Annotated in this window: 33 protein-coding genes; 1 reads left to right on the top strand and 32 read right to left on the bottom strand. The window is 41.7% G+C overall.

Annotation, left to right across the window (positions count from 1 at the left end):
• Positions 1-74 precede the first annotated feature (74 nt).
• The 32 genes from rplQ to rpsL form a co-directional block, all read right to left on the bottom strand.
• A complete protein-coding gene (rplQ, locus tag ACXAFK_RS04990) occupies positions 75-578 on the bottom strand; it encodes a 50S ribosomal protein L17 (protein WP_224837441.1) in 504 nt (167 codons plus the stop codon).
• A gap of 60 nt (positions 579-638) precedes the next feature.
• Entirely contained in the window at positions 639-1631 is a 993-nt protein-coding gene (locus ACXAFK_RS04985; RefSeq protein ID WP_224837440.1) for a DNA-directed RNA polymerase subunit alpha, read from the bottom strand.
• A gap of 21 nt (positions 1632-1652) precedes the next feature.
• Positions 1653-2258, bottom strand: coding sequence for a 30S ribosomal protein S4 (rpsD, locus tag ACXAFK_RS04980; protein ID WP_224837439.1), 606 nt, complete (start codon positions 2256-2258; stop codon positions 1653-1655).
• Between the two features lie 113 nt (positions 2259-2371).
• Positions 2372-2764, bottom strand: a complete 393-nt coding sequence (rpsK, locus tag ACXAFK_RS04975; protein WP_224837438.1) for a 30S ribosomal protein S11 — start codon at positions 2762-2764, stop codon at positions 2372-2374.
• Between the two features lie 98 nt (positions 2765-2862).
• Entirely contained in the window at positions 2863-3237 is a 375-nt protein-coding gene (gene rpsM / locus ACXAFK_RS04970; RefSeq protein ID WP_224837437.1) for a 30S ribosomal protein S13, read from the bottom strand.
• A gap of 2 nt (positions 3238-3239) precedes the next feature.
• Entirely contained in the window at positions 3240-3356 is a 117-nt protein-coding gene (gene ykgO / locus ACXAFK_RS04965) for a type B 50S ribosomal protein L36 (RefSeq protein ID WP_010519235.1), read from the bottom strand.
• Between the two features lie 4 nt (positions 3357-3360).
• Entirely contained in the window at positions 3361-3576 is a 216-nt protein-coding gene (gene infA, locus ACXAFK_RS04960; protein ID WP_014031991.1) for a translation initiation factor IF-1, read from the bottom strand.
• Between the two features lie 3 nt (positions 3577-3579).
• Positions 3580-4923, bottom strand: coding sequence for a preprotein translocase subunit SecY (gene secY / locus ACXAFK_RS04955; protein WP_224837436.1), 1344 nt, complete (start codon positions 4921-4923; stop codon positions 3580-3582).
• Positions 4924-4933: 10 nt separating this feature from the next.
• Positions 4934-5386: a 50S ribosomal protein L15 gene (gene rplO / locus ACXAFK_RS04950; RefSeq protein ID WP_224837435.1), complete on the bottom strand. Its 453-nt coding sequence runs from the start codon at positions 5384-5386 to the stop codon at positions 4934-4936.
• A 13-nt stretch (positions 5387-5399) separates the two neighbouring features.
• Positions 5400-5579, bottom strand: coding sequence for a 50S ribosomal protein L30 (gene rpmD, locus ACXAFK_RS04945; RefSeq protein ID WP_224837434.1), 180 nt, complete (start codon positions 5577-5579; stop codon positions 5400-5402).
• Positions 5580-5591: 12 nt separating this feature from the next.
• The gene (gene rpsE / locus ACXAFK_RS04940; RefSeq protein WP_224837433.1) at positions 5592-6116 is read right to left on the bottom strand and encodes a 30S ribosomal protein S5; all 525 of its coding nucleotides are present in this window, start codon (positions 6114-6116) and stop codon (positions 5592-5594) included.
• 6 nt (positions 6117-6122) lie between these two features.
• Positions 6123-6476: a 50S ribosomal protein L18 gene (gene rplR / locus ACXAFK_RS04935; RefSeq protein WP_224837432.1), complete on the bottom strand. Its 354-nt coding sequence runs from the start codon at positions 6474-6476 to the stop codon at positions 6123-6125.
• Positions 6477-6487: 11 nt separating this feature from the next.
• Complete coding sequence (gene rplF / locus ACXAFK_RS04930; protein WP_224837431.1) at positions 6488-7030, bottom strand: 50S ribosomal protein L6; 543 nt, start codon at positions 7028-7030, stop codon at positions 6488-6490.
• 19 nt (positions 7031-7049) lie between these two features.
• Complete coding sequence (gene rpsH, locus ACXAFK_RS04925; RefSeq protein ID WP_224837430.1) at positions 7050-7448, bottom strand: 30S ribosomal protein S8; 399 nt, start codon at positions 7446-7448, stop codon at positions 7050-7052.
• 18 nt (positions 7449-7466) lie between these two features.
• Positions 7467-7736: a 30S ribosomal protein S14 gene (gene rpsN / locus ACXAFK_RS04920; RefSeq protein ID WP_474956994.1), complete on the bottom strand. Its 270-nt coding sequence runs from the start codon at positions 7734-7736 to the stop codon at positions 7467-7469.
• A 1-nt stretch (position 7737) separates the two neighbouring features.
• On the bottom strand, positions 7738-8289 hold the full coding sequence (gene rplE / locus ACXAFK_RS04915; protein ID WP_108246819.1) for a 50S ribosomal protein L5: 552 nt from the start codon (positions 8287-8289) through the stop codon (positions 7738-7740).
• 2 nt (positions 8290-8291) lie between these two features.
• The gene (rplX, locus tag ACXAFK_RS04910) at positions 8292-8603 is read right to left on the bottom strand and encodes a 50S ribosomal protein L24 (protein WP_224837428.1); all 312 of its coding nucleotides are present in this window, start codon (positions 8601-8603) and stop codon (positions 8292-8294) included.
• 16 nt (positions 8604-8619) lie between these two features.
• Positions 8620-8988 (bottom strand): 50S ribosomal protein L14, encoded by a 369-nt coding sequence (gene rplN, locus ACXAFK_RS04905; protein ID WP_014032002.1) that lies wholly within the window; start codon positions 8986-8988, stop codon positions 8620-8622.
• 2 nt (positions 8989-8990) lie between these two features.
• Entirely contained in the window at positions 8991-9248 is a 258-nt protein-coding gene (gene rpsQ, locus ACXAFK_RS04900; RefSeq protein ID WP_014032003.1) for a 30S ribosomal protein S17, read from the bottom strand.
• 13 nt (positions 9249-9261) lie between these two features.
• On the bottom strand, positions 9262-9453 hold the full coding sequence (gene rpmC, locus ACXAFK_RS04895) for a 50S ribosomal protein L29 (protein ID WP_014032004.1): 192 nt from the start codon (positions 9451-9453) through the stop codon (positions 9262-9264).
• A gap of 19 nt (positions 9454-9472) precedes the next feature.
• On the bottom strand, positions 9473-9892 hold the full coding sequence (gene rplP, locus ACXAFK_RS04890) for a 50S ribosomal protein L16 (RefSeq protein WP_224837427.1): 420 nt from the start codon (positions 9890-9892) through the stop codon (positions 9473-9475).
• A 20-nt stretch (positions 9893-9912) separates the two neighbouring features.
• Positions 9913-10623 (bottom strand): 30S ribosomal protein S3, encoded by a 711-nt coding sequence (gene rpsC / locus ACXAFK_RS04885; protein ID WP_224837426.1) that lies wholly within the window; start codon positions 10621-10623, stop codon positions 9913-9915.
• Positions 10624-10632: 9 nt separating this feature from the next.
• Entirely contained in the window at positions 10633-11040 is a 408-nt protein-coding gene (rplV, locus tag ACXAFK_RS04880; protein ID WP_014032007.1) for a 50S ribosomal protein L22, read from the bottom strand.
• A gap of 7 nt (positions 11041-11047) precedes the next feature.
• The gene (gene rpsS, locus ACXAFK_RS04875; RefSeq protein WP_014032008.1) at positions 11048-11326 is read right to left on the bottom strand and encodes a 30S ribosomal protein S19; all 279 of its coding nucleotides are present in this window, start codon (positions 11324-11326) and stop codon (positions 11048-11050) included.
• 11 nt (positions 11327-11337) lie between these two features.
• Positions 11338-12162 carry a 50S ribosomal protein L2 gene (gene rplB, locus ACXAFK_RS04870; RefSeq protein WP_474956993.1) on the bottom strand — a complete coding sequence of 275 codons (825 nt, stop codon included), beginning with the start codon at positions 12160-12162 and terminating at the stop codon, positions 11338-11340.
• Between the two features lie 9 nt (positions 12163-12171).
• Positions 12172-12462 carry a 50S ribosomal protein L23 gene (gene rplW / locus ACXAFK_RS04865; RefSeq protein ID WP_224837424.1) on the bottom strand — a complete coding sequence of 97 codons (291 nt, stop codon included), beginning with the start codon at positions 12460-12462 and terminating at the stop codon, positions 12172-12174.
• A 7-nt stretch (positions 12463-12469) separates the two neighbouring features.
• On the bottom strand, positions 12470-13099 hold the full coding sequence (gene rplD / locus ACXAFK_RS04860) for a 50S ribosomal protein L4 (RefSeq protein ID WP_224837423.1): 630 nt from the start codon (positions 13097-13099) through the stop codon (positions 12470-12472).
• The gene (gene rplC, locus ACXAFK_RS04855) at positions 13099-13716 is read right to left on the bottom strand and encodes a 50S ribosomal protein L3 (RefSeq protein ID WP_224837422.1); all 618 of its coding nucleotides are present in this window, start codon (positions 13714-13716) and stop codon (positions 13099-13101) included. The genes rplD and rplC overlap by 1 nt, the downstream gene beginning before the upstream one ends.
• A 166-nt stretch (positions 13717-13882) precedes the next feature.
• Positions 13883-14188 carry a 30S ribosomal protein S10 gene (gene rpsJ, locus ACXAFK_RS04850; RefSeq protein WP_014032013.1) on the bottom strand — a complete coding sequence of 102 codons (306 nt, stop codon included), beginning with the start codon at positions 14186-14188 and terminating at the stop codon, positions 13883-13885.
• 12 nt (positions 14189-14200) lie between these two features.
• On the bottom strand, positions 14201-16327 hold the full coding sequence (fusA, locus tag ACXAFK_RS04845) for an elongation factor G (protein ID WP_224837421.1): 2127 nt from the start codon (positions 16325-16327) through the stop codon (positions 14201-14203).
• A gap of 8 nt (positions 16328-16335) precedes the next feature.
• Positions 16336-16812: a 30S ribosomal protein S7 gene (gene rpsG / locus ACXAFK_RS04840; RefSeq protein ID WP_108246806.1), complete on the bottom strand. Its 477-nt coding sequence runs from the start codon at positions 16810-16812 to the stop codon at positions 16336-16338.
• A 19-nt stretch (positions 16813-16831) separates the two neighbouring features.
• Positions 16832-17206, bottom strand: a complete 375-nt coding sequence (gene rpsL / locus ACXAFK_RS04835) for a 30S ribosomal protein S12 (protein WP_014032016.1) — start codon at positions 17204-17206, stop codon at positions 16832-16834.
• Positions 17207-17733: 527 nt separating this feature from the next.
• Here rpsL and ACXAFK_RS04830 point away from each other — a divergent pair.
• Positions 17734-20946 carry a SusC/RagA family TonB-linked outer membrane protein gene (locus ACXAFK_RS04830; protein WP_474956992.1) on the top strand — a complete coding sequence of 1071 codons (3213 nt, stop codon included), beginning with the start codon at positions 17734-17736 and terminating at the stop codon, positions 20944-20946.
• Position 20947 lies beyond the last annotated feature (1 nt).

Here is a 20947-nt window from a genome sequence, read left to right as displayed (position 1 = left end):
ACAAAAAAACATAAAAAAAGGATAAGTTTTCACTTATCCTTTTTCCTAAAATACAATAGTTAATAACATTCTTCTTATTCTTCAGAATCGTCAGTTTTTGTTTCAGCTGCCGGGGCCGGTGCTTCAGCTTTTTTAGCTCCACCACCTCTTCTGCTTCTTCTGGTCGATTTCTTCTTAGGTTTACCTGCATTGTACAGCTCGTTGAAATCTACCAGCTCGATCATTGCCATATCGGCATTATCTCCCAATCGGTTGCCTAACTTGATAATTCTAGTGTAACCTCCAGGTCTGTCGCCAACTTTCTCAGCAACTGTACCGAACAATTCGGTTACAGCCTCTTTACTTCTCAAGTTACTGAAAACAACCCTTCTGTTGTGTGTACCTTTTTCGGTAGTCTGGTTGTTCTCGGTCTTGGCTTTGGTGATCAAAGGCTCGATAAACCTTTTCAACGCTTTGGCTTTTGCAACCGTTGTGTTGATTCTTTTATGTTCTATTAGGGAACAGCCCATGTTGGCCAACATTGCCTTTCTGTGTGCGGCAGTTCTACCTAAATGATTAAACTTCTTTCCGTGTCTCATTGTTCTAAGTTATCATCTTGCTACCAAATCCTTTTGTATGAGGAGAGCAAAATATGATTGTTAATCTTTATCTAATTTGTATTTGGAAAGGTCCATACCAAATTGTAGGCCTTTATTGATGACCAATTCTTCCAATTCGGTCAATGATTTTTTACCGAAGTTTCTGAACTTCATCAAATCGTTTTTATTGAATGATACCAAATCCCCCAAAGTATCCACCTCGGCAGCTTTAAGACAGTTCAGAGCCCTTACGGACAAATCCATGTCCACTAATTTGGTCTTCAACAATTGGCGCATGTGCAATGATTCCTCATCATAAGTCTCTGTCTGGGCAATTTCATCGGCCTCAAGGGTGATGCGCTCATCGGAGAACAGCATAAAGTGGTGAATCAAAACTTTGGCGGCCTCGGTCAATGCATCTTTTGGGTGGATAGAACCATCCGTAATGATTTCAAAAACCAATTTTTCGTAATCGGTCTTTTGCTCTACCCTATAGTTTTCGATGCTGTATTTTACATTCTTTATAGGAGTATAAACAGAATCCACTGAAATTGTGCCCAGAGGGGCATTGGATTTTTTGTTTTCTTCCGCTGGAACATAACCACGACCTTTTTCTATAACGATCTCCATGTTGATGCTCACTTTCGGATCCATGTTGCAAATAACCAAGTCCGGGTTAAGGACTTGATATCCGGAGATGAACTTTTGGAAGTCACCAGCGGTCATTTGCTCCTTTCCGCTAACGGAAATGGATACGGTTTCGCTCTCAACATCATCAATCTGTCTTTTGAACCTAACTTGTTTTAGGTTCAGTATAATTTCTGTAACGTCTTCAACAACGCCTGGTATAACAGAAAATTCATGTTCAACTCCATCTATGCGCACAGAAGTGATGGCAAAACCTTCCAAAGAGGAAAGCAAAACCCTTCTCAGCGCATTCCCAACTGTTAATCCATATCCAGGTTCCAAAGGACGAAATTCGAATTTCCCCTCGAAATCTGTTGAATCGATCATTATAACTTTATCGGGCTTCTGAAAATTAAGTAATGCCATAATTGGATTAATGTTGAATTCTTATTTAGAGTATAATTCGACTATCAGTTGCTCCTTGATATTCTCAGGGATCTGAAGTCTTTCTGGAACAGCAACGTAAGTACCTTCTTTCTTTTCAGAGTTCCAAGTGATCCATTCGTAAACACTGCTATTGTTAGCCAAAGAATCTACGATGGACTGTACTGATTTAGATTTTTCCCTAACACCAACTACATCTCCTGCTTTTAGTGAATAGGATGGAATGTTAACAACATTTCCGTTTACGGTAATGTGACGGTGCGAAACCAATTGGCGCGCGCCTCTTCTTGATGGTGAAATTCCCATTCTGAAAACTACGTTGTCCAAACGAGACTCACACAATTGAAGCAATACCTCACCGGTTACTCCTTCTTTTCTTTTTGCCTCGGCAAACAGGTTACGGAATTGCTTTTCCAAAATACCGTATGTGTATTTTGCTTTTTGCTTTTCCATTAACTGGATTGCGTATTCAGATTTCTTACCACGACGTCTGTTGTTACCGTGTTGTCCTGGAGGATAATTTTTCTTTTCGAACGACTTATCGTCTCCGAAAATCGCTTCTCCAAATTTTCTAGCGATTTTTGTTTTTGGTCCTGTGTATCTTGCCATCTTCTATTTATTTGAAAGTGCGATTATGAATTAAGGCTTATCCTTCGATAATCTAACTGCACCTTCGGGTGAAGACCCTTTTTAGGGGGCCCGTTAAACAATATAATTGATAATTAAACTCTTCTTCTTTTCGGTGGTCTACATCCGTTGTGCGGCAATGGAGTAACATCTACGATCTCTGTTACTTCGATTCCTGCATTGTGAATGGAACGTATAGCTGATTCTCTACCGTTACCTGGTCCTTTTACATAAACCTTCACTTTTCTCAGTCCTGCTTCGTGAGCAACCTTGGCACAATCTTCTGCTGCAACCTGTGCTGCGTATGGAGTGTTCTTTTTAGAGCCTCGGAAACCCATTTTACCTGCGGATGACCATGATATAACATCACCTTTCTTATTGGTAAGTGAAATAATGATGTTGTTGAAAGATGCAACAACATGCGCCTCTCCGGTAGATTCTACTACTACCTTGCGCTTCTTTGCTGTTTTGGTACTTGCCTTTGCCATATTTTTTAGTTTCTAGTGTTAGCTTTTTGGTTATTGGAATCCTAGACTTTTACATTTCAAACAGATTCTTCTAACGTCTAAATACTAATGACTATCTATTATTTAGTTGCTTTTTTCTTGTTGGCAACTGTTTTTCTTTTTCCTTTTCTGGTCCTAGAGTTGTTTTTGGTACGTTGACCTCTTAATGGCAATCCGGATCTGTGACGAATTCCACGGTAACAACCGATGTCCATCAAACGCTTGATGTTCATTTGGGTCTCTGAACGAAGTTCTCCTTCTATAGTGTAGGCACCAACAGCTTCCCTGATTTTTCCGATTTCATCGTCGGTCCAATCTGAAACCTTTGTATCTTCACTTACTTGGGCCGCCGCCAAAATTTCCTTCGCCCTACTTTTACCTACCCCGAAGATATAGGTAAGCGAAATAACGCCACGCTTTTGTTTAGGTATATCTACCCCTGCAATTCTTGCCATAATTACCCTTGTCTTTGTTTAAATCTAGGATTCTTTTTGTTGATTACATACAATCTGCCCTTTCTGCGAACAATCTTGCAGTCGGCACTTCTCTTCTTTATTGATGCTCTTACTTTCATGTAACTAGTATCTATACGTAATTCTTGCTTTTGTTAAATCGTATGGACTCATTTCCAACTTTACCTTATCCCCGGGAAGCAACTTAATATAGTGCATACGCATTTTTCCGGAGATGTGCGCCGTTACCACGTGCCCGTTTTCCAATTCTACCCTGAACATTGCATTGGACAATGCTTCAATAATAGTCCCGTCTTGTTCTATTGCTGGCTGCTTTGCCATATATTATGCTACTTTTCTGTTTTTACCGGTTTTCATTAAGCCATCGTAATGTCTGTTCAACAAATAAGAATTTACTTGCTGTACCGTATCAATAGCTACACCTACCATAATCAACAGTGATGTACCTCCATAAAACAATGCCCAACCTGCCTGTACATCCATCAACTTTACCACTACTGCCGGCAATACTGCCAAAAGTGCCAAAAAGATGGAACCAGGAAATGTAATCAAGGACATTATCTTGTCCAAATAGTTTCCTGTTTCTTTCCCTGGACGAATGCCCGGGATAAAACCACCACTTCTTTTCAGGTCATCGGCCATTTTGTTCGTAGGCACGGTAATCGCTGTGTAGAAGTAGGTAAATATAATGATCAACACTGCAAACAGTATGTTGTAGGCCAATCCGAATATATCGGCAAATTGAACCTCCATCCATTGTCCTGCTGCGGTGTCGTTAAATGTTCTACCAATTAAACTTGGCGCGAACATAATTGCCTGTGCAAAGATAATGGGCATTACTCCAGATGCATTCAACTTAAGTGGAATGTACTGACGTGCTCCCATTACGTTCTTTTCGTATCCTCCAGAAGCTGTTCTTCTTGCGTACTGTACCGGAATCTGCCTTACAGCCATTGTTAAATACACACTGGCCAAGATAACCAAGAACCAAACAATCACCTCTATCAACATAAACATGATTCCACCGGTATTGTTGGTTGTTCTTGACACGAATTCCTGTGCAAACGCTTGTGGCAATGTTGCAATGATACCGACCATAATCAACAAGGAGATACCGTTTCCGATTCCCTTGTCGGTGATTTTCTCACCCAACCACATGGCAAACACACACCCTGTAACCAAGATGATTACCGCTGGAACGATAAAATCCAAGCCTTTACCCAAAACAAAAGCACTGTCCGGTACACCTAGGGCGCCAAGACCGTACAAATAGGCAGGAGCTTGAACAATACAGATACCGATGGTTAACCAACGGGTAATCTGGTTTATGGTTTTTCTACCACTTTCTCCTTCCTTTTGTAGTTTTTGAAGGTAGGGAATCGCTATTCCCATCAACTGCACCACAATGGAAGCGGAGATGTAGGGCATAATACCCAAAGCGAACACAGAAGCATTCGCAAAAGCACCACCCGTAAAAGCATTCAGAATACCCAAGATACCATTTTCAGTGTTCGAGGATAATTGGGCCAACTGGGCGGTATCAATACCGGGAAGTACAACTTGCGCACCGAATCGGTACACCAACAATAAACCCAATGTTAGGATAATGCGTTGTCTTAGTTCTTCTATCTTCCAGATATTTGATATGGTCTCAATAAATTTCTTCATGCTATAATTCTTATAAACTTATTGCTTCACCTCCTGCCGACTCGATAGCAGCTTTAGCGGAAGCAGTAAATTTATGTACAGATACTTTTAGCGCTGCTTTTAATTCACCATCGCCCAATATCTTTACCAAATCGTTTTTGTGTGCCAATCCGTTCTCCACAAGAATGTCCAAGGTAACAACATCTTTAATGGTTCCTTTATCCACCAATTCTTGTAGTTTGCCCAAATTGATCCCTGTGTACTCTTTTCTGTTGATGTTGGTGAAACCAAACTTGGGTACACGTCTTTGCAATGGCATCTGACCACCTTCGAAACCAATCTTTTTGGAATACCCCGATCTAGACTTGGCTCCTTTGTGCCCACGTGTTGCAGTTCCTCCTTTACCGGAACCTTCTCCACGTCCTACACGTTTTCCTTCTTTGTGCACAGCGCCATCCGCTGGTTTTAGATTATTCAAATCCATGTGCCTTTATATTTTAAGCTTCCTCTGTGGAAACCAAGTGTTTTACCTTATTTACCATTCCAAGGATACTAGGAGTTGCTTCGTGCTCAACCACCTGTCCGATTTTCTTTAGTCCAAGAGCCTCCAAAGTTCTTTTTTGGTTCTGTGGCTTTTTGATGCCGCTCTTTATTTGTGTAACTTTAATCTTTGACATAATATCCTCTATTTATCCTTTAAAGACTTTTTCCAAAGAAATTCCCCTCTGCTTTGCAACGGTATCCGCACTTCTTAGTTGCAACAATGCATCAAAAGTAGCTTTTACCACGTTGTGCGGGTTGGAAGAACCTTGGGATTTAGAAAGTACGTCCTGTACACCTACAGCTTCCAATACGGCCCTTACAGCTCCACCGGCAATTACCCCGGTACCGTGCGATGCAGGCTTAATGAACACTCTAGCACCACCGAACTTTCCTTTTTGCTCGTGAGGCAGCGTGCCTTTGTTCAATGGAATACGAACCAAGTTCTTTTTGGCATCCTCGATAGCTTTGGCGATGGCCGTTGCTACTTCTTTGGATTTACCCAAACCATGTCCTACTACTCCGTTTTCATCACCAACCACAACAATTGCTGAAAAACCAAAGGCTCTACCACCTTTTGTTACCTTGGTAACCCTTTGTACTCCAACCAAACGGTCTTTCAACTCCAGTCCACCCGGCTTTACTGTTTCTACGTTTTTGTAATTCTGGTACATAGTTTATTAAAATTTTAGTCCGGCTTCCCTAGCTCCTTCAGCCAATGATTTTACTCTTCCGTGATATAGGTTTCCTCCCCTATCAAAAGCAACAGTTTCAACACCTAGCTTAAGAGCCTTTTCGGCTATGGCCTTACCCACGTTGGTCGCTACTTCGGACTTGGTTCCTTTGGCATCGACATCTTTATCCCTGGATGAAGCTGCCGCCAAAGTTACACCTTTATTGTCGTCAATCAACTGGGCGTATATTTCTTTATTGCTTCTGAATACAGACAACCTTGGTCTTGCTTCAGTTCCGAAGGACACTTTTCGTATTCTTCTTCGGATGCGTAATTTTCTTTCAGTCTTAGATAATCCCATAGTCTTAATTATTAAGCTGATTTACCTGCTTTTCTTCTTAATTGCTCACCTACAAACTTCACTCCTTTTCCTTTGTAAGGTTCTGGCTTACGGAAAGATCTGATCTTGGCGGCCACCTGGCCTACCAATTGCTTGTCGTGAGATGTTAGTTTTACAATAGGGTTTTTCCCTTTTTCGGAGATGGTCTCGATCTTTACTTCGGGAGCAATGTCCAGAACAATGTTATGAGAGAATCCGAGTGCCAAATCCAATTTTTGTCCTTGGTTGCTGGCTCTGTAACCAACGCCTACAAGTTCCAATTCCTTGGTCCATCCATTGGAAACACCTTCTACCATATTATTGATAAGAGCTCGGTATAAACCATGTTTTGATTTATGATCTTTGTCGTCGGAGGCTCTTTCTAAAACAACACTTCCGTCCTCGACTTTGATGTCGATTCCCGAAAATTCTTGTGTAAGCTCACCCATTTTACCTTTTACAGTAACCGTGGAATCTTTCACTTCTACAGTGACTCCATCAGGAATGTTTACTGGACTGTTACCTATTCTAGACATTTTTCTTCTCTTTTCTCAATTAATATACGTAGCACAATACTTCACCACCTACGTTCTCCTGTTGGGCCTGCTTACTTGTCATAACACCATGTGATGTTGATACAATGGCAATTCCCAATCCGTTCAGAACTCTAGGTAAATCGTTAGAGCCTGAATACTTACGCAGACCGGGCTTACTTACCCTCTGCAATTTTTTTATGATGGGTTCTTTGGTCAACTTGTCGTACTTAAGGGCTATTTTAATGTTCCCTTGTACTTTATCGTCCTCGAACTTATAGCTCAAAATATATCCTTGATCGAACAATATTTTGGTAATCTGTCTCTTTAGATTGGAACCTGGGATATCTACAACCCTATGACCTGCCTTGTTGGCATTTCTCAATCTGGTCAAATAATCTGAAATTGGATCTGTAAGCATTTCTTTTCTTTATCTAAATTACCAACTTGCCTTTTTAACTCCTGGAATTAGACCTTTATTGGCCATTTCCCTGAACATAACCCTAGATACACCGAAGGTTCTCATGTAACCACGTGGTCTACCAGTTAGTTTACAACGGTTTCTCATACGAACAGGAGAAGCATTCTTTGGCAACCTTTGCAAAGCCTCATAATCTCCCGCTTCTTTTAGAGCCTTTCTTTTCTCGGCGTATTTTTCTACCATTTTAGCCCTTTTTCTCTCGCGGGCTTTCATTGATTCCTTGGCCATTCTAGTTCTTTTTAAAGGGTACTCCCAGTTCGGTTAACAATGATTTTGCTTCTTTATCAGTTTCAGCGGAGGTCACAAACGTGATGTCCATCCCATTGATCCTGTTAATTCTGTCGATATTGATTTCTGGAAAGATGATTTGCTCGGTAACTCCCAAATTGTAGTTACCTCTACCGTCGAAACCTGTGGCTTTAACTCCTGAGAAATCACGCACCCTTGGAAGGGCACTTGTGATCAATCTATCCAAAAATTCGTACATGCGTTCTCCTCTAAGGGTTACTTTGGCCCCGATAGGCATACCTTTTCTTAATTTAAAGGTAGCCACATCCTTTTTGGATAGGGTCGCAACCGCTTTCTGACCTGTAATATTGGTCAACTCGTCCACAGCGTGATCGATTAGTTTTTTATCGGAAACAGCAGCACCTACTCCTCGGCTAACCACTATTTTCTGCAACTTGGGAACTTGCATTACATTTTTGTAACCAAATTCTTCGGTCAGCGCCTTGATCACGCGCTCCTTGTATTCTTGCTTTAATCTTGGAATGTAACTCATGACTAAATTACTTCATTGGATTTTTTGGAAAACCTTACTTTTTTCCCGTCCCTTACTTCGTACCCAACACGAGTTGCCTCGCCAGATTTTGGGTCGATCAAGGAAAGATTGGAAATGTGTATAGGGGCCTCCTTTTTTGTTATGCCTCCTTGAGGGTTGTTCGCACTTGGCTTTTCGTGCTTGGACACCTCGTTGATGCCTTCTACGATAGCCTTGTTCTTTTCACGGTCTACTTTAAGTACTTTACCTTCGCTGCCTTTGTGGTCTCCCGCAATGACTTTTACCGTATCCCCTGTTTTTATTTTCAACTTCATCTTTCTGATATTTCTGTTATAGCACTTCAGGCGCCAATGAAACAATCTTCATGAATTGTCTGTCCCTCAACTCTCTTGCAACAGGACCGAACACACGAGTTCCTCTCATCTCCCCTGTCGGGTTCAACAACACACATGCATTGTCATCGAAACGGATGTAAGAACCGTCAGGCCTTCTCACTTCTTTCTTGGTTCTAACAACAACTGCTGTAGAAACAGAACCTTTTTTTACAGTACCGTTTGGAGTAGCCTCTTTTACGGTAACAACAATTTTGTCACCCAAAGAAGCATATCTTCTTTTTGTTCCTCCTAGTACGCGGATGGTCAAAACTTCCTTTGCACCGGTATTGTCCGCAACTCTTAATCTTGATTCTTGCTGTACCATAATTATTTAGCTCTTTCTAGGATTTCTACCAACCTCCAGCATTTTGTTTTGCTCAATGGTCGTGTTTCCATTATTTTAACGGTATCACCTTCGTTGCAATCGTTCTTCTCGTCGTGCGCAACATATTTTTTGGTCTTCAGAACGAACTTCCCGTACATGGGGTGCTTCACTCTTTTTACCTCAGAAACCACTATCGATTTCTCCATTTTGTTGCTGGTAACAACGCCTATTCTTTCTTTTCTTAAATTTCTGTTTTCCATAAGGCAGAACCGATTATTGTAATTCCCTTTTAGTTAATTCAGTTGCAAGTCTTGCTACCGTCCTTCTAGTCTTCCTGATCTGTAAAGGATTTTCCAAAGGCGTAACGGCATGGGCCATCTTAAGATCGGCGTGTTGTTTTTTGAACTCGGCCAATCTCTCCTTTAGCTCTTCAATTGAAAGTTCTTTTATTTCTGATTGTCTCATCTTTCTTCTCAATTAAAAATTAGGCGGAATAATCCCTTGCTACAACAAACTTGGTCTTCACCGGAAGTTTTTGTGCCGCAAGCCTTAAGGCTTCCTGGGCAATCTCCTTTGGTACACCGGCAACCTCGAACATGATTCTACCCGGCTTTACCACGGCTACCCAATATTCCGGAGCACCTTTACCTTTACCCATACGAACCTCAAGAGGTTTTTTGGTGATGGGCTTGTCCGGGAATATTTTGATCCACAACTGACCTTGTCTCTTCATGTATCTTGTCGCAGCGATACGCGCAGCCTCTATCTGACGGGAAGTAATGAAGTGTGAATCCATGGACTTGATACCGAACATTCCATTGGAAAGTTGGTGCCCTCTCTGGGAATTACCCTTCATACGCCCTTTCTGGGCCTTACGAAATTTTGTTCTTTTTGGCTGTAACATTTTACCTTACTTTATCTTAATTACTTTCTACGACGGGATTTCTTGTTATCCTTGCCGCCTTTTCCTTGACTTTTGCTCAATCCTACAAGTGGGGAAAGCTCTCTTTTTCCATACACCTCTCCTTTCATGATCCAAACTTTGATACCCAATCTACCATAGGTAGTATGAGCCTCGTGCAAAGCGTAGTCCACATCTGCACGGAAAGTAGACAATGGAATTCTTCCTTCTTTGTAGGACTCGGAACGTGCCATTTCTGCACCGTTCAATCGTCCGGAAATCTGAATCTTGATACCTTCTGCATTCATACGCATTGCTGCGGCGATTGCCATTTTAATGGCTCTCCTGTATGAAATTCTGCTCTCGATCTGTCTTGCAACACTGGCAGCGACCAAATTTGCATCAAGCTCAGGTCTCTTTATTTCATGTATATTGATCTGAACTTCCTTATTGGTGATCTTCTTAAGCTCTTCCTTAAGTTTATCTACCTCTTGACCTCCTTTACCGATTATGATACCAGGTCTGGACGTGGTAATGGTAATCGTGATCAATTTTAAGGTTCTCTCAATTATAATCCTTGATACACTGGCTTTGGCCAAACGCGCATAAAGGTATTTTCTGATCTTATCGTCTTCAGCCAGTTTATCGCCGTAATCATTTCCTCCGTACCAGTTGGATTCCCATCCTCTGATAATTCCTAAGCGATTTCCTATTGGATTGGTCTTCTGTCCCATATTATTCTTCTAGCTTTGAACGTTGTTATTGGCCTCCAAGATCATGGTTACATGATTGGAACGCTTTCTAATTCTATGTGCCCTACCTTGCGGAGCTGGTCTCAATCGCTTCAACATGGTTCCCCCATCTACACGAATCTCTTTAATATAAAGATCCGCAGCTTCGATATCGGCACCTTCATTTTTAGCTTCCCAGTTTGCAATCGCAGAAAGTAAAAGCTTTTCCAATTTTCTGGATGCCTCTTTAGGGTTAAACCTTAAGGTTGCCAAGGCCATCTCAATTTGCTTACCTCTTACCAAGTCAGCGACCAAACGCATTTTTCTTGGAGAAGTTGGGCAATTGTTAAGCTTTGCAATAGCAAGTTGCTTTTTTTCTTCTTTTAACCTTTCGGCCATTTGTCTTTTACGAACTCCCATAGCTTACTTACTTTTTACCTTTGTTTTTAGCCCCTGCATGACCTCTAAACGATCTTGTAGGTGAAAATTCCCCTAATTTGTGACCCACCATGTTCTCGGTTACAAATACAGGAACAAATTGTCTCCCATTATGCACCGCGATGGTCTGCCCAACAAAGTCCGGCGTTATCATAGAGGCCCTAGACCACGTTTTGATAACTGATTTCTTACCTGATTCTATATTGGCCTGGACTTTTTTCTCCAGACTAAAATGAACGTATGGTCCTTTTTTTAACGAACGTGCCATTTACTTTTCTTTTATTTCTTTCTACGTTCTATGATATATCTATTGGTGTCCTTGGTCTTGGAACGGGTTCTAAATCCTTTTGCAGGAATACCGTTCTTAGATCTTGGATGACCTCCTGAAGCTCTACCTTCACCACCTCCCATTGGGTGATCCACAGGGTTCATAGCTACTGGTCTGGTTCTTGGTCTTCTACCCAACCATCTGCTTCTACCAGCTTTACCGGATACAAGCAATTGGTGGTCGGAGTTGGAAACTGCACCGATGGTAGCCAAACAAGTAGCCAACACCATTCTAGTTTCCCCTGAAGGCAATTTAAGGGTTACAAACTTACCGTCTTTTGCCATCAACTGAGCAAATGTACCTGCGCTACGAGCCATAATAGCTCCTTGACCAGGCCTTAACTCTATACAAGAGACAATAGTACCCAAAGGAACCTCGCTCAAAGGAAGTGCATTTCCTATTTCGGGTGCAGATCCGGTACCAGACATGATTGTCTGACCAACCTGCAATCCGTTTTGGGCAACTACATATCTTTTTTCACCATCCTTGTATTCTACCAAGGCGATAAACGCAGTTCTGTTGGGATCATATTGTATAGACACCACAGTGGCCTCTACACCTTGCTTATCCCTTTTGAAATCGATGATTCGATATCTTCTCTTATGACCACCACCTCTGTGACGCATGGTCATTTTTCCTTGACTGTTCCTACCACCTGACTTTTTTAACGGAGCAAGCAAGCTTTTCTCCGGCTTATCAGTAGTAATCGCGTCAAATCCGTTTACTACTCTAAAACGCTGCCCAGGGGTTATCGGTTTTAATTTTCTAACTGACATTTCTCGTCTTTATAGATTACTGTAAAAATCAATAATATCGCCTTCAGCCACATCAACAATTGCCTTTTTCCTAACATTTGTCTTACCGTGCTGAATTCCGGTTTTTGTATAACGACTCTTACGCGTTGGACCATAGATCATGGTTCTTACCTTTTCAACAGAAACACCATAAGTAGCTTCTACAGCTTCCTTGATCTCCAACTTATTGGCTTTCGGATCAACATAGAAACCATAGCGATTGAAAAGCTCGCTGTCAGCGGTCATTTTCTCCGTAATTATCGGTTTTATCAACACACTCATGATTCTCTTATTTCTTTAGGTTCGATTCAATTCCTTCCAAAGCGCTTTCGGTCAACACCAAACTAGTTGCATTAACTATTTTGTAAGTGTTTAATTCTGAGCCTGTTACGACTTCAGAGCGCTCCAAATTACGCGACGACAAATATACGTTATTATTTGTATCGCCCAACACTATAAGGGACTTTTTCTTTTCTATTCCCAAGGAAGACAAGAAATTAACGAAGTCCTTGGTCTTTGGAGCTTCAAAACTGAAGTCTTCCACAACCACCAAGGATTGCTCTTTAGACTTCATGCTCAAGGCCGATTTTCTGGCCAATCGCTTCATGTTCTTGTTCAACTTTTGGGTATAATCCTTTGGTCTTGGACCAAAAATCCTACCACCACCCCTAAAAACAGGTGATTTGATACTGCCCGCCCTTGCGGTACCGGTACCTTTTTGTTTTTTGATCTTTCTGGTACTACCAGCGATTTCGGCTCTCTCCTTGGCTTTGTGCGTTCCTTGCCTTTGATGGGCCAAGTACTGCTTAACATCCAAATAAATAGCGTGCTCGTTAGGCTCTATCGCGAAAACATCGTCAGAAAGCTCTACCTTTCTACCTGTTTCTTTTCCGTTGATATCTAATACTGCAACCTTCATTACTTCTCAATTGTTACGTAAGCATTCTTATGACCTGGAACACATCCTTTGACAACCAAAAGATTTTTCTCAGGAACCACTTTCAATACTCTTAAGTTTTGAACTGTCACTCTTTCACCACCCATTCTACCGGCCATACGAAGACCTTTAACAACTTTAGAAGGGTAAGATGCCGCACCGATGGAACCTGGAGCCCTCAATCTATTGTGCTGACCGTGTGTCGCTTGTCCAACTCCTCCAAAACCATGACGTTTTACAACACCTTGGAATCCTTTTCCTTTGGATGTACCGATTACATCCACAAATTCACCTTCCACAAATAGATCGACACCAACAGTATCGCCTAATTTGTATTCACCTTCAAATCCTTGGAACTCAACGACTTTTTTCTTAGGAGAAGTACCTGCTTTCTTGTAGTGACCTGTTTCGGCCTTGTTAGCACGTTTTTCTGCCTTGTCATCGAAACCTAATTGAAGGGCCTTGTACCCGTCCACCTCTTCGGTTCTGACTTGGGTAACCACGCATGGCCCAGCTTCCAGCACGGTACATGGAATATTTTTTCCATTCTCGTCGAAAATGCTGGTCATACCGATTTTTCTACCTATTAACCCAGACATATTTAATTAATTAATAATTACTTACTTATTTAAAATCTCGCCAATTATTTGGCAAAAAAATTGGGTCAAGAAAAACATTCTGTTCTGACCCAGATTTTTTTTCTTTCTCCGTTTTTCCCGAACCGTCGTTCGGGACATGTCGTTTCTGCTCGAGGCAGAAACATTATCAGACTTTGATCTCAACCTCGACACCACTTGGAAGCTCGAGCTTCATAAGTGCATCGATGGTTTTTGATGAAGAGCTATATATATCCAATAGTCTTTTATATGAACTTAATTGGAACTGCTCTCTCGATTTTTTATTTACGTGAGGGGAACGCAAAACTGTAAATATCTTCTTGCGTGTTGGCAATGGAATTGGTCCGGTCACCACAGCCCCTGTTGTTTTTACTGTCTTCACGATCTTTTCAGCAGATTTGTCCACCAAATTGTGATCGTAAGATTTCAATTTTATTCTAATTTTTTGACTCATCTTGCTGAAAAATTAAGCGGTTACTCCTTTAGCTGCTTTTACAACTTCCTCTGCAATATTGGAAGGGGTATCGGCATAGTGTGAAAATTCCATTGTTGATGTTGCTCTACCAGAGGACAATGTTCTCAAAGAAGTTACATACCCGAACATTTCGGATAGTGGCACTTCAGCTTTGATAACCTTGGCACCGGCCCTGTCGGACATGTTGTTCACTTGACCCCTTCTACGGTTCAAGTCCCCAACAATATCACCCATGTTCTCTTCTGGTGTCAACACCTCCAATTTCATGATTGGCTCCATTATTACCGCTTTTGCTTTCTTAGCAGCCTCCTTATAACCCAATTTGGCAGCCAATTCAAAAGAAAGCTGATCAGAATCCACCGGGTGGAACGAACCATCTTTAAGGGTAATTTTCATAGAATCCATTTCGAAACCGGCCAAAGGACCATTTTTCATAGCCTCTTTGAATCCTTTTTCAACCGATGGCACAAATTCCTTAGGAATGTTACCACCTTTAATTTCGTTCACAAACTCAAGTCCGGATTTTCCTTCCTCGGCAGGTTCCATAGTAAATACGATATCCGCAAATTTACCACGACCACCTGTTTGTTTCTTATATGTTTCCCTATGATCGGCAGTTCCAGTAATAGCCTCTTTGTACTCTACTTGAGGTTGACCCTGGTTCACATCCACCTTGAACTCACGTTTAAGACGGTCGCAAATAATATCCAAGTGAAGCTCGCCCATTCCAGAAATAATGGTCTGACCTGAAGCCTCATCTGTTTTTACCTGGAATGTTGGATCTTCTTCGGCCAATTTAGCCAAAGCCATACCCAATTTATCAACATCAGCCTTTGTTTTTGGCTCCACCGCGATACCGATTACGGGATCAGGGAAATCCATACTCTCCAATACTATCGGAGCATTCTCGGCCGACATGGTATCTCCTGTCTTAATATCTTTGAAACCAACAGCTGCACCAATGTCCCCTGCTTCGATATAATCGATCGAGTTTTGTTTATTGGAGTGCATTTGGTAAATACGGGAAATACGCTCTTTTTTACCTGAACGGTTGTTCAATATATAAGAACCTGCATCCAAACGACCTGAATACGCTCTAAAGAATGCCAAACGACCAACAAAAGGATCGGTAGCAATTTTAAATGCAAGCGCAGCAAAAGGCTCTTTTGGATCCGGCTTTCTTGTAACTTCTTTACCTGTATCCGGATTTACACCAACGATATCATCCTTGTCCAATGGCGATGGCAAGTAACGACAAACAGCATCCAACAAGAACTGAACACCTTTGTTTTTAAACGAAGAACCACAAACCATAGGAATGATAGCCCTATCCATTACAGCGGCACGCAATGCAGCATGCACTTCCTCCTCTGTGATAGAATCCTCATCTTCGAAGAATTTCTCCATCAACTCCTCATCATACTCCGCAACAGCCTCAATAAGGGCAGCTCTATACTCTCTTACCTCTTCCTGCATTTCTGCTGGAATATCAACTACATCAAAGGTAGAACCGAAGTTATCCTCGTGCCAAACAACAGCTCTGTTCTTGGCCAAATCCACGATACCTTTAAAATCCGCTTCCTCGCCAATTGGCAATACAATTGGTACAGCATTCGAACCCAACATTTCTCGAACCTGCTTGCACACGTTCAAAAAGTTGGAACCTTGACGATCCATTTTGTTTACGAATCCAATACGGGGCACCTTGTAGTTATCGGCCAATCTCCAGTTGGTTTCCGACTGAGGCTCAACACCATCAACAGCACTGAACAAGAAAACCAAACCATCCAACACACGCAAAGAACGGTTCACCTCAACGGTAAAGTCCACGTGTCCGGGAGTATCTATAATATTAAAGTGATAATCTTTTGTATCCGGCAAAGTCTGCGCATTCTCCATTGGAAACTTCCAAGTACAAGTCGTAGCTGCAGAAGTAATGGTAATACCCCGCTCCTGCTCTTGCTCCATCCAGTCCATGGTAGCTGCACCATCGTGCACCTCTCCGATTTTGTGACTCACACCTGTATAGAAAAGAATACGCTCCGTAGTCGTCGTCTTACCCGCGTCAATGTGTGCCGCAATACCTATGTTCCTTGTATATTTTAAATCTCTTCCCATTGTATTGATTAGAATCTAAAGTGCGAGAATGCTTTATTGGCCTCGGCCATTTTGTGTGTATCTACTCTCTTTTTCACTGCAGCACCTTCTTCTTTGGCCGCTGCCAAAATCTCGGCCGCTAATTTTTGGGCCATAGATTTTTCATTACGTTTTCTGGAAAAACTGATCAACCACTTCATAGCAGTTGAGATTTTTCTATCTGGACGAATTTGCATTGGAATCTGAAATGTAGCACCACCCACTCTTCTACTTCTAACCTCAACGTGCGGCATTACATTGGAAAGAGCATCTTTCCAAAGCTCCAATCCTGTTTTTTCCTCGTCCGTATTCTTTTCATCGACTATCTCAATGGCATCATAAAATATTTTAAATGCAATTGATTTCTTACCATCCCACATCATCATGTTAACAAAACGCGTAACAAGTTGATCGTTAAATTTTGGATCTGGCAATAACGGTCTCTTTTTTGCCTGCTTTTTTCTCATCGCTTCTTCTTAAAAATGATTAATTTTTAGGGCGCTTTGCACCATACTTAGATCGTCGCTGAGTTCTACCTGCAACACCTGCAGTATCCAGCGCACCCCTAACGATATGATAACGCACACCAGGCAAATCCTTTACTCTCCCACCTCTAACCAATACTATCGAGTGCTCCTGGAGGTTGTGGCCTTCTCCGGGGATGTATGCGTTGACCTCTTTACCGTTAGTTAACCTCACCCTTGCAACTTTACGCATTGCAGAGTTAGGTTTTTTTGGTGTAGTAGTGTAAACACGCGTACAAACCCCTCTTCTTTGAGGACACGAATCCAAAGCAGCCGATTTACTCTTCTTGGTAATTGTGGCCCTTCCTTTTCGTACTAATTGTGAAATTGTTGGCATTAAATTTCTTTTAAAAACTAAATAACCCTCTTTTTGAGGGCTGCAAATGTAATGATAATTCCCAATAATTCAAATCCATACCGATTTAATTTTCATCTTAACAGAAAAAAGTTGTGTGCCCATTAAACCTATAGAGTCAATACGGTACCACAACAGCAAAATATCACCACCAAACAAAGTGTTTTCATTTGTTTTTTTACCACTTATATATATTAAGGTATACCATAAATTTCAAATCTATTTATGTTAACATTTCTATAACATTTTTTATTAACATTATTTTTGATTTTACTTCAATCCAATCAAAATACAGTTGATTTAAATATACCACCCCTTTTTTATGTTAAACCATGTTTATTATGCATTATATAATCATTTGACTTGATTTTTATACATCTATTAATCATACTCAATGATTTTATTGTTATCTAAATTAAATCCATATTCTTAAATATTTTATAAAATTATTTTGGATTATTAACATGAAATTAAGATTTTAGCGATCAGCTAATTCAAATAATTTAACAATGAGAACAAAACTTAATGGATTGTTAACGCTATTATTGGCGTTTGTTGTGCATATATCCTATGCGCAGGACAAGACGATTACAGGTACAGTTACGGATGGCGATGGCCTCCCGCTGCCTGGGGTCAACATTGTCGTTGAAGGGACCTCCACGGGTACCCAAACGGATTTTGATGGGAACTATGCCATCAGCGCAAGTGAAGGCCAAACACTTCTCTTTACCTACATTGGCCAGAGACCCGCAACCAGAACTGTTGGCGCATCCAGCGTAATAAACGTTCAGATGGAGGCGGACACTCAAGCGCTCGAGGAAGTTATTGTTACCGCACAAGGTATCAAGAAAGAAAAGCAGGCTCTAGGTTATGCGGTTTCCGAAGTAGGAAACGAGCAATTGGAGCAGCGTGCCGAGGGTGATGTCGGACGTATTCTAACAGGTAAGGCCTCCGGGGTAAACATTACTTCCCAAAGTGGTCTTTCAGGATCTGGTACAAGTATTATTATTCGTGGTTTAAGCACATTTAGTGGAAGTAACCAGCCATTGTTCATTGTTGATGGTGTACCTTTCGATAGCGGAACCAACGAACAAGGTGATTTCGTGGATGGTAACAATGGTTCCAGCCGTTTCTTGGATTTGGACCCGAACAACATTGAAAGTGTAAACGTACTTAAAGGTCTTGCTGCAGCAACATTATATGGTACGGCAGGGCGTAATGGGGTAATCTTGATTACCACTAAAAACGGTGCTGCTGGAACTGCGGCCAAGAAAAATGAGATTACCGTTTCCAGCTCTATTTTCTTCAACGAGATTGCTTCGTTGCCGGATTACCAAGATCAGTACGGTAACGGATTCGACCAAAACTTTGGATGGTTCTTTAGTAACTGGGGACCAAGTTTTGATAGAGGCGGAATCGCTGGATGGGGAGCTCAACCCTCAATTGATGACAATGGAACATTGGCTCACCCTTATTCAACTTCTACATCTGCAATCCAAGCAGCCTTTCCAGAATTTCAAGGCGCTCGTTACGATTGGAAACCTTATGATAGCGTTGAAAAATTCTTTAGAACCGGGGTAGTTCAAACTAACTCTGTTAACGTTCGAGGAGCTTCGTCCGACGGAAAAGTATCCTACAACGCTAACTTTGGACATCTGGACGATCAAGGTTTTACCCCTGGAAACCAGCTTAAAAGACATACAATAGGTTTGGGAGGTAGAGCAGAATTATCCAACAAGTTCACAGTTTCCGGAACATTGAACTATGCCAAAACGGATTTTGAGACACCTCCTGTTGCTGCAAGTACAGGTAACAGTGTATTCGGTACAGGTTCTTCCATATTCGCAAACTTGTTCTACACTCCCCGAAGTGTAGATATCCAAGGATTGCCTTTCGAGAACCCAATTGATGGTTCCAGCGTTTACTATCGTCAAAACAATAGTATACAACACCCATTGTGGACAGTTAAGAACTCCAAAAACCAACAGGTTACCAACCGTGTTTTTGGTAATGCAGCCTTGTCCTATAACATAAACGACAATTTGAATCTTACTTATAGATTCGGTTTGGACAACTATAGCGAGAACAACACCAACTACCAGAACAAAGGTGGTGTAGGTGGTAGTGTTGCCACTCAAAGTGGTGTGTTGGACACATGGAACAACACCAATACCATCCACGACCACAACCTTATACTTACAGGTCAATATGAGCTATCCGAAAAAGTAGGATTTAGCTTTAACACCGGTGCGACTACCAGAAGAGAGGTTTTTGACCAGAACGGTGTAGGCAGTACAGGTCAGCAGGTATTTGGCGTTCTTAGACACTTCAACTTTGCACTTCAAGATGAGATTCAGTTCTTCCAAGAGAGGAATATTGCAGGTGCATATGGCCAGTTGGATTTCGATTATGACAGAATGGTGTACTTAACCTTGGCAGGAAGGAACGATTGGGTATCCAACCTAGCAAGAGAAAATCGTTCTATATTCTATCCATCCGCGAGTCTTTCTGTGATCCCTACCAAAATATTCCCAGGGTTACAAACACCAGGAGGAGTTAATTACCTTAAACTTAGAGCTGGTTACGGAACTTCGGCAAACTTCCCGACAGGATATCCAGTGGCGTCCACGCTAAACCTGAACACCCAGTCATTCCAAGATGGATCTGGTGTTGATGTAGTGGGCAACACAAGTGCAAATCTTTTGGGTAACCCAAATTTGAAGCCCGAGCTTTTATCTGAGATCGAAGTAGGTATGGAATCAAGGTTCTTTAACAGCCGTTTAACGCTGGATGTATCTTACTACAGTAGAACAACCGAAGATTTGATCATCGATAGACCACTTGATCCATCTACAGGTTATACTTCCACACAAACAAACATTGGTGAGATCAAATCCGATGGTTGGGAAATTGACTTGGGAGCGGATATCTTCCGTAACGATGGCGATGGGTTCAACTGGAACATCAATGCCAACTGGACAACTTACGACTCCGAAGTTACCGACCTTGGTCTTGATACCGATATTGTTGTATATGCCGGGTTCAGTAACTTGGGTAATGCAGCCATCGTAGGAGAACAATTAGGTGTAATCGTTGGTAGTAGGATCGGCAGAACCGAAAGCGGAGAGTATTTGGTAAATTCTGCTGGTGATTATGTAGTTGAGGAAGGTACTTTTGTAATTGGCAATCCAAACCCGGACTGGCAATTTAACGTGGCAAACACATTGAGATTTAAAAATTTCTCTTTGAATTTCTTGGTAAACTACACCCACGGCGGGGACATATACAGTCGTACTGTTTCAACCCTTTTGGGTAGAGGTCTGACCACGGATACAGAAGATCGTTTGAACACGTTCATCCTTCCGGGTGTATTAGCGGACGGCACTCCTAACACCAGACAGATCAACAACTCAACGTTCTACTTCAACAACGTTCTATTTGGACCGGATGAATTAGGTATTTACGATGCTTCGACCATCAGACTTCAGGAGTTGGGATTAACTTATGCCCTGCCAAGTAAATTTTTGGACAAAACTCCTTTCGGAAGCTTGAGCTTCACAGTATCAGGACAGAACCTATGGTATAAAGCCATCAACATGCCCGATGGAACAAACTTTGATCCAAACGTTGCGGGTGTAGGTGTTGGTAACGGTGCTGGTTTTGATTACCTAAATGGACCTAGTTCTAGAAGATACGGTTTGAGCGTTAAAGCATCATTTTAAT

The organism is Flagellimonas sp. ABD4_174 (assembly GCF_056160185.1).
Note: the sequence above shows the minus strand (reverse complement) of the source record. Positions and strands in the feature narration are given on the sequence as shown.

Coding starts and splice junctions, on each gene's coding strand:
- rpsC (WP_224837426.1), bottom strand. CDS start 10,623: ATGGGACAGAAGACCAATCCAATAGGAAATCGCTTAGGAATTATCAGA.
- fusA (WP_224837421.1), bottom strand. CDS start 16,327: ATGGGAAGAGATTTAAAATATACAAGGAACATAGGTATTGCGGCACAC.
- rplP (WP_224837427.1), bottom strand. CDS start 9,892: ATGTTACAGCCAAAAAGAACAAAATTTCGTAAGGCCCAGAAAGGGCGT.
- ykgO (WP_010519235.1), bottom strand. CDS start 3,356: ATGAAAGTAAGAGCATCAATAAAGAAGAGAAGTGCCGACTGCAAGATT.
- rpsN (WP_474956994.1), bottom strand. CDS start 7,736: ATGGCCAAGGAATCAATGAAAGCCCGCGAGAGAAAAAGGGCTAAAATG.
- rplR (WP_224837432.1), bottom strand. CDS start 6,476: ATGGGATTATCTAAGACTGAAAGAAAATTACGCATCCGAAGAAGAATA.
- rplV (WP_014032007.1), bottom strand. CDS start 11,040: ATGGGAGTTCGTAAAAGACAAATGGCCGAAAGGTTAAAAGAAGAAAAA.
- rplO (WP_224837435.1), bottom strand. CDS start 5,386: ATGGATTTGAATAATCTAAAACCAGCGGATGGCGCTGTGCACAAAGAA.
- rpsQ (WP_014032003.1), bottom strand. CDS start 9,248: ATGGAAAACAGAAATTTAAGAAAAGAAAGAATAGGCGTTGTTACCAGC.
- secY (WP_224837436.1), bottom strand. CDS start 4,923: ATGAAGAAATTTATTGAGACCATATCAAATATCTGGAAGATAGAAGAA.
- rplD (WP_224837423.1), bottom strand. CDS start 13,099: ATGAAGGTTGCAGTATTAGATATCAACGGAAAAGAAACAGGTAGAAAG.
- ACXAFK_RS04830 (WP_474956992.1), top strand. CDS start 17,734: ATGAGAACAAAACTTAATGGATTGTTAACGCTATTATTGGCGTTTGTT.
- rpmD (WP_224837434.1), bottom strand. CDS start 5,579: ATGTCAAAGATTAAAGTTACACAAATAAAGAGCGGCATCAAAAAGCCA.
- rpsG (WP_108246806.1), bottom strand. CDS start 16,812: ATGAGAAAAAAGCAGGCAAAAAAGAGACCGTTATTGCCAGATCCAAAA.
- ACXAFK_RS04985 (WP_224837440.1), bottom strand. CDS start 1,631: ATGGCATTACTTAATTTTCAGAAGCCCGATAAAGTTATAATGATCGAT.
- infA (WP_014031991.1), bottom strand. CDS start 3,576: ATGGCAAAGCAGCCAGCAATAGAACAAGACGGGACTATTATTGAAGCA.
- rplQ (WP_224837441.1), bottom strand. CDS start 578: ATGAGACACGGAAAGAAGTTTAATCATTTAGGTAGAACTGCCGCACAC.
- rplE (WP_108246819.1), bottom strand. CDS start 8,289: ATGAGTTACATTCCAAGATTAAAGCAAGAATACAAGGAGCGCGTGATC.
- rpsK (WP_224837438.1), bottom strand. CDS start 2,764: ATGGCAAAGGCAAGTACCAAAACAGCAAAGAAGCGCAAGGTAGTAGTA.
- rplX (WP_224837428.1), bottom strand. CDS start 8,603: ATGAAGTTGAAAATAAAAACAGGGGATACGGTAAAAGTCATTGCGGGA.
- rpsJ (WP_014032013.1), bottom strand. CDS start 14,188: ATGAGTCAAAAAATTAGAATAAAATTGAAATCTTACGATCACAATTTG.
- rplB (WP_474956993.1), bottom strand. CDS start 12,162: ATGTCAGTTAGAAAATTAAAACCGATAACCCCTGGGCAGCGTTTTAGA.
- rplF (WP_224837431.1), bottom strand. CDS start 7,030: ATGTCTAGAATAGGTAACAGTCCAGTAAACATTCCTGATGGAGTCACT.
- rpsM (WP_224837437.1), bottom strand. CDS start 3,237: ATGGCAAGAATTGCAGGGGTAGATATACCTAAACAAAAGCGTGGCGTT.
- rpsL (WP_014032016.1), bottom strand. CDS start 17,206: ATGCCAACAATTTCACAATTAGTACGAAAAGGAAGGGCCACAATTACC.
- rpsS (WP_014032008.1), bottom strand. CDS start 11,326: ATGGCACGTTCGTTAAAAAAAGGACCATACGTTCATTTTAGTCTGGAG.
- rplN (WP_014032002.1), bottom strand. CDS start 8,988: ATGGTACAGCAAGAATCAAGATTAAGAGTTGCGGACAATACCGGTGCA.
- rpmC (WP_014032004.1), bottom strand. CDS start 9,453: ATGAGACAATCAGAAATAAAAGAACTTTCAATTGAAGAGCTAAAGGAG.
- rpsD (WP_224837439.1), bottom strand. CDS start 2,258: ATGGCAAGATACACAGGACCAAAAACAAAAATCGCTAGAAAATTTGGA.
- rplW (WP_224837424.1), bottom strand. CDS start 12,462: ATGAGTGTGTTGATAAAACCGATAATTACGGAGAAAATGACCGCTGAC.
- rplC (WP_224837422.1), bottom strand. CDS start 13,716: ATGTCTGGGTTAATAGGTAGAAAAATCGGTATGACCAGCATTTTCGAC.
- rpsH (WP_224837430.1), bottom strand. CDS start 7,448: ATGCTTACAGATCCAATTTCAGATTATTTGACCAGATTGAGAAATGCC.
- rpsE (WP_224837433.1), bottom strand. CDS start 6,116: ATGTACCAGAATTACAAAAACGTAGAAACAGTAAAGCCGGGTGGACTG.